This is a genomic window from Gemmatirosa kalamazoonensis, assembly GCF_000522985.1.
In the GTDB taxonomy this organism is placed as follows: Bacteria; Gemmatimonadota; Gemmatimonadetes; order Gemmatimonadales; family Gemmatimonadaceae; genus Gemmatirosa; species Gemmatirosa kalamazoonensis.
This window is the reverse complement of the sequence record NZ_CP007129.1, coordinates 779,305-792,320: the sequence shown is the minus strand read 5'-3', so window position 1 is coordinate 792,320 and position 13,016 is coordinate 779,305. Positions and strand designations below refer to the sequence as shown.

Sequence of the window (13,016 nt, the reverse complement as noted above, 5' to 3'; positions counted from 1 at the left end):
TCATTCGGGTCTGGTGAATCCGACGCTCCGGGTGATAATGCTTGCCGATCGGCGCCGGGGCGACCGCCGGCCGCCCGGGCGCTGAGTTCCGGTGTTAGGCGGCCCACACACGACGACGGTGAGAGCGCATGATCCTGACGGTCCTCGAAGCACAGCTTCCCTCCGGCGGCGCGGAGGCGCTGCAGGCGGCGTACGCCGCCGCCGGTACCGGGCCGCTGCCACCCGGCCTCGTACGCACGGAGCTGGTGCGCGATGTCCGGGACGCCGCGCGCTGGCGGATCCAGACGTGGTGGGCCAGCCGTGAGGCGCTCGACGCGATGCGCGGGACGGGCACGCCGGCCGGCGTCGTGATGTTCCGCGCCGCCGGTGCGGAGCCGGCGCTCTCGATCTTCGAGGTGGTGGACGGCCTGCCGCGGCCCACGCCGTGAACGTCGACCGGCCGGCCGTGCCGCTGCCGGGCAATCGCGGGCCGCACTATCCGCCCGAGCTGAAGCAGGCGAACGTCGAGGGCGTGGTGCTGGCCGACTTCATCGTGGATACGGCGGGGCGCGTCGAGCCCGGCTCCTTCCACGCCCTCCGGTCGACGGCCCCGGCGTTCACCGCGGCCAGGAGGCGCTGGGGTGGATGCGGTTCGAGCCCGCGCGGATCGCGGGTGTCGTGGTGCGCCAACGCGTGCAGCAGCCGTTCCAGTTCCAGCTCACGTTCTGACCCGACGGATCGCGGCGCGTTAGGCAGCGTTAGGCAGCACCCCGTCTCGCCGATCACCCGGCTCCCACCCATGTCCGGCACCTCGCCCCTCATGATCCTCGTCGCCGGTCCGTATCGATCGGGGACGGACGACCACCCGGAGAAGCTCGCGGCCAACGTGGCGGCGATGGAGGCGTACGCGCTGCCGCTCTTCCGCGCGGGCCACATTCCCGTGGTCGGCGAGTGGCTCGCGCTCCCGCTGGCCGCACTCGCCGGATCGCGGCACACGGGTGATGCGGCGTTCGTCGAGGTGTTCCACCCGATCGCCGAGCGGCTGCTGACGCACTGCGACGCGGTGCTGCGCGTGGGCGGGGCGTCGCAGGGCGCGGATCTGATGGTCGAGACGGCGCGGGCTCGCGGCCTGGCCGTGTATCACGCGCTGTCCGAGGTGCCCGGGTGCGAGCACGCGGCTGCCTCGATGGCCCGCGCATCTCACTGAGGACTCGCAGCATGAACCAGGTGGCGATCGCCGTGTGCCCGACGCTGGAGGACGACGAGCTGAATGCGCTGTTCGCGTCCGCCTGGCCGGCGCACACCCCGCGCGCGTACGGCGCGGTCCTCGACCGGAGCCTCGCCTACCTCGCGGCGTTCGTCGACGAGGAGCTCGTCGGCTTCGTCAACGTGGCGTGGGATGGCGGCGCGCACGCGTTCCTCCTCGACCCCACGGTGCATCCCGGCTTCCGGCGGCGGGGGATCGGCCGCGAGCTGGTCCGGCGTGCGGCTCGTCTCGCACGCGACAGGGGGGCGGTATGGCTGCACGTCGACTACGATCCGGCGCTGCGTGGCTTCTACGCGGCCGTCGGCTTCCGTCCGACCGAGGCTGCACTCCTGCGGTTGTCCGAGCTCGAACGTTAGACCCGGCCGCGCGGGCCGTGTGCTAGACTGCAGCGTCGGCGCGGCTCGGCGCCGATCCCCATCGAATGGAGAGGTGCCATGGCGAAGCCCGCACGGAACACGATCTGTCTCTGGTACGATCGCGACGCCGAGGCGGCGGCGCGGTTCTACGCCGAGACGTTTCCCGATTCGTCCGTCCGGGCGGTGCATCGCGCCCCCGGAGACTTCCCGTCGGGGAAGCAGGGCGACGTCTTGACCGTCGAGTTCACCGTGCTGGGCATCCCGTGCCTCGGGCTGAACGGCGGTCCCGCGTTCAAGCACACCGAAGCGTTCTCGTTCCAGGTCGCGACCGCGGATCAGGCGGAGACCGATCGTTACTGGAACGCCATCGTCGGCAACGGCGGCGAGGAGAGCGCGTGCGGCTGGTGCAAGGATCGATGGGGGCTGTCGTGGCAGATCACGCCGATCGCGCTCACGGAGGCCATCACCGACCCCGACCCGGCCGCCGCCAAGCGCGCGTTCGACGCGATGATGCAGATGACGAAGATCGACGTCGCGGCGATCGAGGCGGCGCGCCGCGGATGACGGAGCGTCTCCCGCCCACCGACGGCCTCGTGGCGCGGAGTCTCGAGGCGTCGCTCACGGTGCGCGATCTCTCGACGAGCGCGGCGTGGTACCGCGACGTCGTGGGCTTCGCCGTGGCGCGCGAGTACCGACGCGACGAGCGCCTGATCGCGATCGCGATGCAGGCGGGGAGCGTGGAGCTGCTGCTCGTCCAGGACGACGGCGCGAGAGGAGTCGACCGGGTCCGGGGCGAGGGATTCTCGCTGCAGGTCACGACGGCGCAGGACATCGATGCCCTCGCCGCGCGAGTCGAGTCGCGCGGCGGCGTGCTCGAATCGGCGCCGATGACGGTGGCGGGCAAGCGTGCCTTCCGGCTGCGCGACCCCGACGGCTTCCGGTTCACGATCTCCTCGCCGCGCGACGCGTGACGCATCGTTGCAGCTGACGGAGGCGCGCCCGACCACCCTCGGCTCGGAGGACATGATGCGTCGTCGCGATGCGGTGCCGTACGGCGGCGCGGTGGCGCTGCTGCTCGCGCTCGCCGTGCTGGCGGCTCGGCTCGCCCTCGCGCCGATCCACGCGGCGCCGAACGCCGAGGCGTGCGCGCGAGCGTACGCCACTGCCCGGACGCACGCGGACACGGTGTCGACGGACCTGCGGTCGTTCGCGGACTCGGCGGCCCACCGGCGCCGGCGGTGCGGCGATCTCCGCATCGCCACCGTCGACCTCACGCGCCCCTAGCACCGCGCTCGGTGCCGCCGCCTAACGGCTCGCGCCCGCCCGCCTACGAGCAGTTCGCCGTCGCGGCTCCCTTCACGGATGGTCGACGCGCCGCGCGCGGCCGGGTGGAGAACGCCTCCCACTCCTGGAGCGCGACGGCCGCGAAGCTCGTCCCATCGGTCGACGCGTCGAACACCGCGCGCAGACAGCGCGTCGTCACCGGCGCGAAGTCCACGCGGTTGTCGGCGCCGAGCGTGGCGGTGTACGGCGAGGTCGCGCTGACCGGCTTCCACGCGCCGCCGTCCCAGTATTCCAGCCGCCACGCCTTCGGCGGCGCGACGCCGGCGCCGGCGCCCGCCGCATGATCGCCCCAGAAGTGGAGGCTCGACCCGACGAGCGTCTCGGGCTGCTCCCACTGATACACGATCCACTGCTGCGGCGGGTTGTTCCGCGACCACGTGGCCCACATGTCCGGCGGCAGTGGATTCGGGCGCACCTTGCCGTCGTTGACGGCGCGCAGCCAGTACTGCACGGGGACCGGCACGTTCGACGCCGTGATGCGGGCGTGCGACGCGATGTTCGCGATCGGCGTGGTGTCGAGCGGAGCGCCGGTCGGGACGACCTTGCGAATGCGCGCGGGGCTCACGCCGTCGTCCCATTCGACGCGATCGATGGCGACCGAGCGACGAAAGTGTCCGCCGCCCTTCGCGTCGGCCGTGTGATACGTGATGTACCACTTCCCCTCGTAGGCCACGATCCCGGGATGCGACGTCGTCGAGGACACCGGGTCGAGGATCACGCCGCGATAGGTCCACGGGCCGAGCGGCGACGGCGACGTGCCGTACGCGATGCAGGCGTAGTACACGGCCTCCGTGCATTCCGACGTCGGCCCGGCGGTGTTCGCCGCGTACGCCATGTAGTACGTGCCGTTGCGCTTGAACAGCCAGGCGGCCTCGAAGAAGCCGTTCAGCGTGCGCACGTCGATCGGCGTGCCCTTGAACGTCACCATGTCCCGCTCGAGCTCGACCCCCTTCAGGTGCCCGAACGTGCCCCAGTACAGATAGACGCGCCCGTCGTCGTCGACGAGCACCGTCGGGTCGATGTTCTGGATGTCGTTCGCGATCGGATACGACTGCGACACGACCGGGCCGGCCGGATGCGCGTCGACCCACGGGCCGAGTGGCGCATCGGCGACGGCGACGCCGATCGCGAACTTGTCTCTCGTGGTCGCGGCGGCATGGATGACCGGGGCATAGAGATAGAACTTGCCGTTCGGCCCCCGCACGATCTGCGCGGCATACGCTCGACCGGGGGCCGCCCACTCGAAGACCTCGTCGGGCTTCAGAAAATGCGGATAGTGCGTCCACCGTCCGGCCATCGGGTCGCCGCTCGTCACCAGCATCTGCCACTCGGGCATCTTGAAGTCGTTGACGCGCGGCCCCGCGGTGTCGCGTCCCGTGATGACGTAGAGCTTTCCGCCGGCGACGAGCGGCGCGGGATCGGCCGTGTAGTCGGTGCCGTCGGACAGGATCGGGTTCGACGTCGCGTGCACGGCTCGCGCTTCGAGCCCGTGTCGAGGGACGGTCGCCACGCGTGGGGACGACGCGCACGCGGCGAGCAGCGGCAGCAGGGCGATCGGGATGGAGAGACGCATCGCCGCGAACGATGGCCGCACGGCGTTCCGCCGCGCCACCCGTCCGATCGCTCGAAGGGTGGCCGGATGGACGGTCTTCCTCCGCCTCGGGCTGGGCTCCATGATCCCGGTGGGCGCCGCGGTGACACCCATCGCACCTTCATGATCAGCTTCACTTCACTTCGGGAGCGCTTCCTCGCGGACCGACACGGCGGCGGTGCCCTGCCCGGACTCGCGGCCGCGCTCACCGCGATCGGGTGGCGCGCCGTCGGCGAGCCGAGCCCCGAGGAGCTGGCGAGCTATCTCGTCGAGCTGGTCGAGGCCTGCGTGACCGACCACCACGACACGGAGTTGCTCGTGGACGCGGTCGCGCGGCTGCTGCGGGACAGCGGGCCGCTGCTCGACGGCGGGCTGCCGCCGGTCGCGGCGTACGAGCCGGCGGCGCGAGAGGTCGTCGAGCGGTACGTTCGCGGAGAGGCGCGCCGAGTGGAGCTTCCCTTCACGGGTGGCTGACGCATGGCGACCGCGGACTCTCGGGTCACGATCCACATGGCGGCGAGCCTGGACGGGTTCATCGCGCGAAAGGACGGCAGCGTCGACTGGCTGGAGACCGCCGACCACTTCGACGGCGGCGAGATCATGGCGCCGGATTCCGTCGCCGACTTCCTCCGGACGATCGACTGCTACGTCATGGGGTCGCGAACCTACGAGACCGCGTTAGGCTTCGAGGCCCGGGGCCTCGGCTGGCCGTACGGCGACAAGGCGACGTTCGTCCTGACCCGTCGCGAGCTGCGCCGGACGAGGCCGACCGTCGAGTTCCACGCGGGCGATCTCCAGCGCTTCGTGGACGAGCGGCTGAAGCCGAGCTTTCGCAGCATCTGGTTCGTGGGCGGTGGCGCGGTCGCCGGCGAGTGTCTGCGCCGCGGCCTCGCCGACGAGCTTCGCTACTCCATCCTGCCGGTCGTGATCGGCCACGGCATCGCGTTCTTCGAGGGCCTCGACCGGACGGTCGCCCTGCATCTGCTCGAGGTGACGCCATACCGGAGCGGCATGGTGGCGCTCCGCTACGAGGTGAAGCGACAGACATGAGCGAGCCATCCCTGCCGCAGATGGTCCTCGTGACGCGAGGGCCCGAGGGCGTCGCCGCGACGCCGTACACGCCGGTGGACGCGCGGCCGAGCGACCCGTACGTCCGGCAGCGCCTCGCGGCCGCCGGCCGCGCGGAGATCGTCACCGAGTACTCGGCGGCGCCGCAGCGGCCGCCGAGCTATCCGGCGCGGCTCCCGTTCCTGCCGGATCGGCCGGTGTTCACGACGGAGACGCGGGACGGCGGCATGTCGCCGGGCGCGCGGTGGCCCTGCGCGAGCCGGGACGAAGCGTCGGCGGTGCGGGCAGCGGTCGAGCGCGCGAGCATCGAGGCCGGCTGGGTCGCCGTGCCCTCGCTCCGGATGCCGGCGCCGCACGGTCCGTCCGCCGCGCGCGTGCTCCTGCGCGAGGATCTCGCATGGGTGCTGCTGACGGCCGATGCCGGCCGGGGCGCCGTCGTGCAGCTGCTCGAGGTGCCGCGGCGCGTCTTGCGAGAGCGCGCGTTCTGACGATGGACAGGGTACGCGATCGCAGCGCCCGCGCCGGCACGAACGCCGAGGCGTTAGGCATCCCCGCTCGCAGTGAGGAATCGCCCATGTCGTCGGAGTTCCCCGGCGCGGTGCCCGAGATACCGGTGACGGACATCGCCGAGGCGACGCTCGCGGAGTTCATCGCCAAGTTCGAGCCCGCGCATCGGGCGCTGATCGGCGACGTGCGCGACGCCCTGCGGCGGCGCTTCCCGGCGGCGCACGAGCTGGTGTACGACAACTACAACTTCTTCGTCATCGGCTACTCGGCGACGCTGCGACCGTCGGACGCGGCGCTCTCGATCGCCGCATCGGCGAAGGGAGTCAGCGTGTGCCTCATTCACGGTGCCGCGCTCGCCGATCCCGCGGGCCTGCTGCACGGTGCGGGCAAGCAGACGCGCTTCCTTCGCGTCTCGTCGGCGGCCGATCTCGAGCGGCCCGAGGTGGCGGCGCTGCTGACGGCCGCCGCGACGTCCGCGCCGGTGCCGCTGCGCGACGGGCCGCCCGGGACGCTCGTGATCCGCTCGGTATCCGCCAAGCAGCGGCCGCGGCGACGTGCGGCGCGCGAGTAGCCACCACCCGGTCATGGCACCGGCCCCCGATCTGCGCGACACGCTGCTCGGCGCGTGGCGGACGAACTGCCGCGTGACGGCGTTCCTGGTGGAGCGAATCCCGCCGGAGCTCTGGAGCGAAGCCGTGCCCGGCGCACCGCGACGCACGGTGCGCGGCGTCGCGGCCCACCTGCACAACGCCCGCGCGCAGTGGCTGAAGACCCTCGGACGCGAGCACGGCATCACCGCACCGGCGCTGGTGGATCGCGGGCGGGTCTCGCGAGCCGATCTCCTCGCCGCGTTGCGGCGCAGCGGCGCGGGCATCGAGTCGCTGATCGCGCTCGGCGTCGGCGCGGGCGGCGTCGTGCCGCCGTCGAAGGGGTACGTCTGGCGCAACCTGCCGCTCGACGTCGGTCACGTGCTGACGTACTTCGTCGCGCACGAGGCGCATCACCGCGGGCAGATCGTCATGGTCGCCCGCCAGCTCGGACACCGATTGCCGCGCGAGGCCACCGACGGGCTGTGGCAGTGGACGACGCGGTCGCGCGAATGGGCGCAGGCCGATGCCTAACGATTCCGATTCGACGGGAGCATCGATGACGACGACGGACTCGATCTTCCAGCGCGCGTTGTCCGCAATGCTGACGGAGATCTTCGACGGCCCGCCGGGGCAGGAAGCGTACGTGCTCAACCCCGGCGATCCGGGCCTCCTGCGCCAGCTCGACAGCATCGATGCGAGCACCGCGTCCGAGCGGCCCGGTTTCGAACGATCGACCATCGCGTCGCACGTCGATCACCTGCACTTCGGCCTCGCGATGCTGAACCGATGGGCGGCGGGCGAGGCGAATCCGTGGGCCGGCAGCGACTGGAACGCGAGCTGGCGGCGCACGACCGTCACCGACGATGCGTGGCGCACGCTGCGCGACGCGCTCCGCGACGAGGCCGCGACGTGGCGGAAGGTCGTCGCCGAGCGCACGAACTGGGACGGCATGGCCGCTCCCGCCGCGCTGTCCACCGCGGCGCACACGGCGTATCACCTCGGAGCGATCCGACAGATCCTCGCGGGGGTGCAGGCGCGCGCGTGAGCCGCACGCGCGGCGATCGTTCGGTTAGCATTCGAGGTCCACCCGTTCCGCTCCCACACCGCCGTCATATGCTTCCTCCCTTCTGGCACGGCACCATGCGCGAGCACTACCTGCTGCTGTTCGGCGCCGCCGGGGCGATCGCCACGGTGAGCAGCACCATCGCCGCGTGGCTCGGCGCGCGATTCGGGGCGCGGCGGGCCGCTCGGGACGCGGCCGGGCACGCGGCCGACGACGCGGCGCGCGTCGCGGAACGGGCCGTCGAGCGCGCCGTCGCCGCGCTGCGCCCGCAGCTCGACGGGCTCCGGCACACCGTCGAGAGCACGGCCGTCGAGGTGGAGCGCGTCGCGGAGGCCCAGCGGTTCGCGGCGCGGCTGCTCGCCGAGCGCACCGCCGCGGAGCGCGCGCCACGCCCGGATGCCGCGGCGCGCGTCACGCCGCGCAGCGAGTTCCGCGTGCCGACCCCGCACTGACGGCCGGTGCCTAACGCCCGGCGAATCGTCATCGCCGTCCTCGCCGCCGCGTCGCTCCTCGGCTTCGCGGCCATCGTCGTCGCGGCGGACCGCAACACGCTGCCGCCGTTCATCAAGCACCTCTACGACTGGCCGGGTGGCGACAAGGTCGGCCACGTGACGCTGCTCGCCGTGCTCACGCTCCTCGTCGACCTCGCGCTCGGCGGGCGGCGGATCCGGCTCGGCGGTCTCGCGCCGCAGCTCGGCAGCGTGCTCGTCGCCGCCGCGATCACGATGGAGGAGGCGTCGCAGGCGTTCTTCCCCGATCGCACGCTCTCGGCCGCGGATCTGGCGTGCTCGTACCTCGGCGTGTACCTCGGCGCGCGGGCCGCGGCGGCGCTGCTCGCGCGGTGGCGCGCACCGGCGCCGAGCCCCGACGCTGCCTAACGGGTCGCACTCGTGATCTTCTCGGAGCGAAAGGACCGCGGGCCGGTCGAGCCCGAGCCGTGCGCGCGCTGTCGGGCGCGGCCCGGGAGCTCATGGCTGGACTTCATGTCGGCGGCCGATGGCGACGCGGCGGCGATCGGTGCGCGCCGGACGTGGCTGTGCACGCGATGTCGCGAGGAAGTGCAGCGGGAAGCGGGCGACAACTAGCGTTAGGCGGCGTGGCGACGTCGGGCCGCACCCACCCATTCGACGCGAGAGACCTCATGAAAGGCGGCAAGAAAGGACGCGACCCGAAGCCGGGCGGTGGCCGTCCACCCGGCGGCCGCGGCAAGCCGAAGCCCACGCCGGGAAAACGACCGGCCGGAGCCCCGCCCCCGAAGGGCAGCCGCAAGCGGCCGGGCTACGGCGGCTCCTCGAGCGCCGGCGACGAGTGACGCGGTCCGATCCGGCGGCCCTCCGCTGACGTGCGCATCGAGACCGTGTCGACCGACGACACCGACTCCGTCGTCGTGCGCGACGTGACCGCCGCCGACGCCGCGGCCGTCGCGGCACTGCTCACCGAGCTCGGTCACCCGACCGACGAGGCGCCGCTGCCGGCGCGCCTCGACGCGCTCCGTGCCGAAGGCGGAGCGGCATGGCTCGCGCTCGACGCGGCCGGCGAGCCGCTCGGCCTCATGACGATCGCGGCGCATGCGGTGCTGCACGCGGCGGGGCCGGTGGCGCTGATCACCGCGCTCGTCGTCACGCGCGCCGCGCGGGGACGCGGCGTCGGACGCCGACTGGTGGACGACGCGAAGCGATGGGCGGCGGCGCGTGGTTGCGTGCGGCTCACCGTGACGAGCGGCGAGCAGCGCGCCGACGCGCACGCGTTCTACCCCGCCTGCGGGCTCGCGTACACCGGGCGGCGGTTCACGACACCGATCTAGCGTAGCAGCCATGCACACCTCGGGAACGCTCTTCCTCGCGGCCACGGCGCTGCTCGCCGGAGCCGCCGCGGCGCAGACGGCCACGCCGCGCGCGCCGTCGAAGCTCACGATCGATCAGTTGATCCAGATCAAGCATCCGTCGGGGCACCAGTGGACGCCCGATGGCAGTCACGTCTGGTTCACCTACGACGATGGCGGGATCAACAACGTGTGGGCCGTCCCCGCCGACGGCAGCGGTCCAGCGGTCGCGCTCACCAGCTACGCCGAGGGGCAGACCGCCGGCGGGAGCTTCTGGAGCAGGGACGGCCAGACCTTCTTCTTCCCTCGAGACGGCGGCCTGCTCGCCGTGTCGGTGAACGGCGGCACGCCGCACACCGCGTGGCCGTCGGCGGCGCAGGCGCGCGGATTCGCGCTCTCGCCCGACGGCACGCGCGTCGCCTTCCTCGCGCCATCGTCGTCGGGCGGCGTCGACCTGATCGTGCACACCATCGCGACGAACGCGGACGAGAGGATCGCGCACGGCGACAGCACCCTCGGCGCACTCGCGTGGATGCCCACCGGCGAGCGCCTCACGTACAGCGTCGGCGGCCGAGGCGGCCCGAGGCAGCATTTCGCGTCGCCCCCCGAGGTCGGCGCGAAGCTGATCTTCGTCGCCACCGAGTTCGGCGGACGCGGTGGCGATACGACGTTCATCGTCCCCGCGAGCGGCGGCACGCCCCAACCGCTCGCGCGCGGCGGTCGCGGTGCGTGGATCGATGCCACGCACTTCCTGTCGACGCGCAGCTCGAGCGACGGGCGGATGCGCACGACGGAGTCGATCGACGTCGGTGGCGGCCCACCGGTGGTGCTCCACGTCGACACGGTCGCGCGGTTCTTCAGCTCCGTGAACACGACGACCAACGCGCTCTCGCCGGACCGACGCTGGCTGCTGTACACGAGCGACGCGACCGGCTGGGACCAGCTCTACGTCGTGTCCACCGCCGGCGGCACACCGGTGCAGATCACGAAGGCACCGGGCGAGCACTGGCGCGCCGTCTGGTCGCACGACAGCAAGCGCATCGCGTGGGACGCGAACACCGCCGACAAGCCGGGCACGCGTCAGATCGAGGTCGCGACGATCGGCGATGACCCGGCCGCCGCGACCATCGTCACCGTGACCTCGGGCCCCGGCACGAACACCGCCCCGCAGTGGTCGCCCGACGACAGACGCCTGCTGTTCCAGCATACCGACGCGCGGAACTCCGCCGACCTGTACGTCGCCGACGCCCGCGCGAACGCGGCCGTGACGCGTCTGACCTCGTCGATGCCTAACAGCATCGACAAGAACGAGCTGGTCGCGCCGCAGCTGATCCACTATCCCGGCCCCGACGGGAAGCCGGTGCCGGCGTGGCTCTTCGTGCCGAAGCACCTCGACCGCGCCACGCAGCACCCGGCGATCGTGTGGATCCATCCGGACGGCGTGAACCAGAACTACGACGGCTGGCACACCGACCGGAACGAGGCCGTCTACTACGAGTTCCATCAGTACCTGCTGCAGCAGGGCTACGTCGTCATCGCACCGGATTATCGCGGCAGCATCGGGTACGGGCGCGACTGGCGCAACGACGTGTACATGGACGTCGGGGGCAAGGACGCGAAGGACGCGCGCATGGCCGCGACCTACCTCAAGTCGCTCGGCTACGTCGACGGCGATCGCATCGGCGTGTGGGGACTGAGCTACGGCGGCTTCTTCACGTTGCTCGCCGTCACCCAGGAGCCGACGTTGTTCCGCGCGGCGGTGGACGTCGCCGGCGTCGCCGACTACACGCTCTACTACGACGATCCGTACCACGGCGGGTGGACGACGAGCCGCATCGGCACGCCGCAGGAGCATCCGGAGGTCTACGCGCAGGCGGCGCCCATGTATCACGTGGACCGGCTGCAACGCCCGCTGCTGATCCTGCACGGCAGCGCGGACGTGAACGTGCCGTTCGTTCACTCCGTGCTGCTGATCGACCACCTGCTGAAGGCAGGGAAGGGCAGCCTGGTCGACTTCATGGTCTACCCGGGCGAGTTCCACTACTTCGACCGCAGCTTCGTGGTGCGCGACGCGTGGCAGCGCGTGGACGCGTTCTTCAAGCAGCACCTGCGCCCGAACGTCGCGTCGGGGAGCGCGCGTTAGGCCGCGTCAGTTGCCCCCGCGCACCTCGATCGGCGCCGTCCACCGGAACGGCCCCCACGCCATGGCGAGCGTGCCGTGTCGCGCGTCGCCCGGCACCACGGAGATCGTGAACTGCTCCACCGGCGTCGCGAGCGTCTCCGTCGTCATGCGCGAGCGCCCGAGGTCGTGCGCGGGACCGTAGCCGGTGCCCCACTGGCCGGTCTGGCGATTCACGATCAGCTCCACGGCGCCGCCCGGGTGCGGCAGCGTCCACAGCGTGTACTTCCCCGCGGGCACGGCGAGGCCCGCGAGCGTGATCGGCGCCGACGTCGTGAACTCCGTCGCGGCGTTCGCGCCGGTGCGCCAGACGCGGTCGTACGGGATGACCTCGCCGAGCAGCGTGCGGCCGCGCGCGAGCGGCCGGCCGTAGTCGACCGTGAACGTCGCCGCGCCGATGTCGGCGTGCAGCACGTCGCGGACGCTGAGCTGGCGCGGGCCGCTCTTCGTCTCCAGCGCCTCGAACCGGTCGGCGACGGCGCGCACGTCGGGCGGCGTCGTCACGCGCTGCACGTCCACGAGGTACGTCGTGCGCGCGCCGGAGTAGCTCTGCATCCGGTACGCGGAGTCGAACGTCGCCTCGCCGATGCCGGAGAGCCAGTCGTGCATGATCTCCGCGCGGCCGCCGGCCAGCGGGCGCACGATGCCGTGGTGCAGCGGGAAGCGGTCGAACTCGCGGTCGACGTAGAACTGCCGCATCTGCACGGTGTCGCCGGCGGCGCGGTGCGTCGCCGCGGCGCGCTTCAACGCGGCGTCGAAGTACAGCTCGTAGAGGCTGTACATCTGCGGCACGTGCGCCATCGCCGTGCCGCCGCCGGTGGCGAACGCGCGCTCCACGGTGCCCGCGCCGTCGGTCTTCGTCACGCGCACGGAGTCGCGCGTCACGTCGGCGACGACGTGGCGCTCGCGCTCGTTCGTCGGCTCGCTCGGCGTGTGGATGTCCATCACGAGATGCCGGATGCCGCCGTCGGGGGCGAGCTCGATTTCGGTGTGCCGGCGTCGCACGACCGGGAAGCGGTCGACGGCGTCGCTGGTCACCTCGTTGCCGCGGCGCGTCACGCTCTCGACGGAGACGGTGTCGCGGCCGAGTCGGGCGACGAAGCCGTAGTGCTCCGCGGGCGCGGCGGGACGGCACGCGGGCAGCGCGAGGAGCACGAGCGCGGCGAGAAGGAGGCGCGTCATGGCATGGTCGGTGGCGGGCGGTCGACGGCGGTGCGGGGAAGCATACTCGGCGCGCGCGCGGCCGCGAC

19 protein-coding genes are annotated in these 13,016 nt (G+C 72.3%); 17 read left to right on the top strand and 2 right to left on the bottom strand.

What is annotated here, in order from left to right; genetic code table 11:
* The first annotated feature begins 128 nt into the window (after nucleotides 1–128).
* The 6 genes from J421_RS26415 to J421_RS26390 all read left to right on the top strand — a co-directional run bounded on the left by J421_RS26415 (nucleotide 129) and on the right by J421_RS26390 (nucleotide 2,886).
* Nucleotides 129–428 carry an antibiotic biosynthesis monooxygenase gene (locus tag J421_RS26415; RefSeq protein WP_025414128.1) on the top strand — a complete coding sequence of 100 codons (300 nt, stop codon included), beginning with the start codon at nucleotides 129–131 and terminating at the stop codon, nucleotides 426–428.
* Between the two features lie 350 nt (nucleotides 429–778).
* On the top strand, nucleotides 779–1,186 hold the full coding sequence (locus tag J421_RS26410; protein WP_025414127.1) for a hypothetical protein: 408 nt from the start codon (nucleotides 779–781) through the stop codon (nucleotides 1,184–1,186).
* Nucleotides 1,187–1,197: 11 nt separating this feature from the next.
* Nucleotides 1,198–1,602, top strand: a complete 405-nt coding sequence (locus J421_RS26405; RefSeq protein WP_025414126.1) for a GNAT family N-acetyltransferase — start codon at nucleotides 1,198–1,200, stop codon at nucleotides 1,600–1,602.
* Between the two features lie 78 nt (nucleotides 1,603–1,680).
* On the top strand, nucleotides 1,681–2,166 hold the full coding sequence (locus J421_RS26400; protein WP_025414125.1) for a VOC family protein: 486 nt from the start codon (nucleotides 1,681–1,683) through the stop codon (nucleotides 2,164–2,166).
* On the top strand, nucleotides 2,163–2,573 hold the full coding sequence (locus J421_RS26395) for a VOC family protein (protein WP_025414124.1): 411 nt from the start codon (nucleotides 2,163–2,165) through the stop codon (nucleotides 2,571–2,573). Before J421_RS26400 ends, J421_RS26395 begins: the two co-directional genes overlap by 4 nt.
* A 55-nt stretch (nucleotides 2,574–2,628) precedes the next feature.
* Entirely contained in the window at nucleotides 2,629–2,886 is a 258-nt protein-coding gene (locus J421_RS26390; RefSeq protein ID WP_148306550.1) for a hypothetical protein, read from the top strand.
* A gap of 43 nt (nucleotides 2,887–2,929) precedes the next feature.
* Here J421_RS26390 and J421_RS26385 read toward each other — a convergent pair whose 3' ends face one another.
* Entirely contained in the window at nucleotides 2,930–4,519 is a 1,590-nt protein-coding gene (locus J421_RS26385) for a family 43 glycosylhydrolase (protein ID WP_025414122.1), read from the bottom strand.
* Between the two features lie 141 nt (nucleotides 4,520–4,660).
* Between J421_RS26385 and J421_RS26380 the strand changes: the two genes are divergently transcribed.
* From J421_RS26380 to J421_RS26330, 11 genes are all read left to right on the top strand, one after another.
* Complete coding sequence (locus J421_RS26380; protein ID WP_025414121.1) at nucleotides 4,661–5,011, top strand: hypothetical protein; 351 nt, start codon at nucleotides 4,661–4,663, stop codon at nucleotides 5,009–5,011.
* A 3-nt stretch (nucleotides 5,012–5,014) separates the two neighbouring features.
* Nucleotides 5,015–5,587, top strand: coding sequence for a dihydrofolate reductase family protein (locus J421_RS26375; RefSeq protein WP_025414120.1), 573 nt, complete (start codon nucleotides 5,015–5,017; stop codon nucleotides 5,585–5,587).
* Nucleotides 5,584–6,093 carry a hypothetical protein gene (locus J421_RS26370; protein ID WP_148306549.1) on the top strand — a complete coding sequence of 170 codons (510 nt, stop codon included), beginning with the start codon at nucleotides 5,584–5,586 and terminating at the stop codon, nucleotides 6,091–6,093. The genes J421_RS26375 and J421_RS26370 overlap by 4 nt, the downstream gene beginning before the upstream one ends.
* Nucleotides 6,094–6,095: 2 nt before the next feature.
* The gene (locus tag J421_RS26365; protein ID WP_158508912.1) at nucleotides 6,096–6,683 is read left to right on the top strand and encodes a DUF1801 domain-containing protein; all 588 of its coding nucleotides are present in this window, start codon (nucleotides 6,096–6,098) and stop codon (nucleotides 6,681–6,683) included.
* Between the two features lie 13 nt (nucleotides 6,684–6,696).
* Complete coding sequence (locus J421_RS26360) at nucleotides 6,697–7,233, top strand: DinB family protein (RefSeq protein WP_025414117.1); 537 nt, start codon at nucleotides 6,697–6,699, stop codon at nucleotides 7,231–7,233.
* Between the two features lie 25 nt (nucleotides 7,234–7,258).
* Nucleotides 7,259–7,747, top strand: a complete 489-nt coding sequence (locus tag J421_RS26355; RefSeq protein WP_025414116.1) for a hypothetical protein — start codon at nucleotides 7,259–7,261, stop codon at nucleotides 7,745–7,747.
* A gap of 68 nt (nucleotides 7,748–7,815) precedes the next feature.
* Nucleotides 7,816–8,217 (top strand): hypothetical protein, encoded by a 402-nt coding sequence (locus J421_RS26350; protein ID WP_148306547.1) that lies wholly within the window; start codon nucleotides 7,816–7,818, stop codon nucleotides 8,215–8,217.
* A 6-nt stretch (nucleotides 8,218–8,223) separates the two neighbouring features.
* Entirely contained in the window at nucleotides 8,224–8,643 is a 420-nt protein-coding gene (locus J421_RS26345) for a hypothetical protein (RefSeq protein WP_025414114.1), read from the top strand.
* A gap of 263 nt (nucleotides 8,644–8,906) precedes the next feature.
* A complete protein-coding gene (locus tag J421_RS33150) occupies nucleotides 8,907–9,077 on the top strand; it encodes a hypothetical protein (protein WP_158508911.1) in 171 nt (56 codons plus the stop codon).
* A 30-nt stretch (nucleotides 9,078–9,107) separates the two neighbouring features.
* The gene (locus J421_RS26335) at nucleotides 9,108–9,569 is read left to right on the top strand and encodes a GNAT family N-acetyltransferase (RefSeq protein WP_025414112.1); all 462 of its coding nucleotides are present in this window, start codon (nucleotides 9,108–9,110) and stop codon (nucleotides 9,567–9,569) included.
* A 10-nt stretch (nucleotides 9,570–9,579) separates the two neighbouring features.
* Nucleotides 9,580–11,730 (top strand): S9 family peptidase, encoded by a 2,151-nt coding sequence (locus tag J421_RS26330; protein ID WP_025414111.1) that lies wholly within the window; start codon nucleotides 9,580–9,582, stop codon nucleotides 11,728–11,730.
* Nucleotides 11,731–11,736: 6 nt separating this feature from the next.
* Here the strand turns inward: J421_RS26330 and J421_RS26325 are convergent, their stop codons facing one another.
* Nucleotides 11,737–12,948 (bottom strand): DUF2911 domain-containing protein, encoded by a 1,212-nt coding sequence (locus J421_RS26325; RefSeq protein WP_025414110.1) that lies wholly within the window; start codon nucleotides 12,946–12,948, stop codon nucleotides 11,737–11,739.
* Between the last annotated feature and the right edge of the window lie 68 nt (nucleotides 12,949–13,016).

Bases quoted from the DNA above. Each gene is read 5' to 3' on its own strand.
- J421_RS26415 (WP_025414128.1), top strand. From the start codon at position 129: ATGATCCTGACGGTCCTCGAAGCACAGCTTCCCTCCGGCGGCGCGGAG.
- J421_RS26410 (WP_025414127.1), top strand. From the start codon at position 779: ATGTCCGGCACCTCGCCCCTCATGATCCTCGTCGCCGGTCCGTATCGA.
- J421_RS26405 (WP_025414126.1), top strand. From the start codon at position 1,198: ATGAACCAGGTGGCGATCGCCGTGTGCCCGACGCTGGAGGACGACGAG.
- J421_RS26400 (WP_025414125.1), top strand. From the start codon at position 1,681: ATGGCGAAGCCCGCACGGAACACGATCTGTCTCTGGTACGATCGCGAC.
- J421_RS26395 (WP_025414124.1), top strand. From the start codon at position 2,163: ATGACGGAGCGTCTCCCGCCCACCGACGGCCTCGTGGCGCGGAGTCTC.
- J421_RS26390 (WP_148306550.1), top strand. From the start codon at position 2,629: ATGCGTCGTCGCGATGCGGTGCCGTACGGCGGCGCGGTGGCGCTGCTG.
- J421_RS26385 (WP_025414122.1), bottom strand. From the start codon at position 4,519: ATGCGTCTCTCCATCCCGATCGCCCTGCTGCCGCTGCTCGCCGCGTGC.
- J421_RS26380 (WP_025414121.1), top strand. From the start codon at position 4,661: ATGATCAGCTTCACTTCACTTCGGGAGCGCTTCCTCGCGGACCGACAC.
- J421_RS26375 (WP_025414120.1), top strand. From the start codon at position 5,015: ATGGCGACCGCGGACTCTCGGGTCACGATCCACATGGCGGCGAGCCTG.
- J421_RS26370 (WP_148306549.1), top strand. From the start codon at position 5,584: ATGAGCGAGCCATCCCTGCCGCAGATGGTCCTCGTGACGCGAGGGCCC.
- J421_RS26365 (WP_158508912.1), top strand. From the start codon at position 6,096: ATGGACAGGGTACGCGATCGCAGCGCCCGCGCCGGCACGAACGCCGAG.
- J421_RS26360 (WP_025414117.1), top strand. From the start codon at position 6,697: ATGGCACCGGCCCCCGATCTGCGCGACACGCTGCTCGGCGCGTGGCGG.
- J421_RS26355 (WP_025414116.1), top strand. From the start codon at position 7,259: ATGACGACGACGGACTCGATCTTCCAGCGCGCGTTGTCCGCAATGCTG.
- J421_RS26350 (WP_148306547.1), top strand. From the start codon at position 7,816: ATGCTTCCTCCCTTCTGGCACGGCACCATGCGCGAGCACTACCTGCTG.
- J421_RS33150 (WP_158508911.1), top strand. From the start codon at position 8,907: ATGAAAGGCGGCAAGAAAGGACGCGACCCGAAGCCGGGCGGTGGCCGT.
- J421_RS26330 (WP_025414111.1), top strand. From the start codon at position 9,580: ATGCACACCTCGGGAACGCTCTTCCTCGCGGCCACGGCGCTGCTCGCC.
- J421_RS26325 (WP_025414110.1), bottom strand. From the start codon at position 12,948: ATGACGCGCCTCCTTCTCGCCGCGCTCGTGCTCCTCGCGCTGCCCGCG.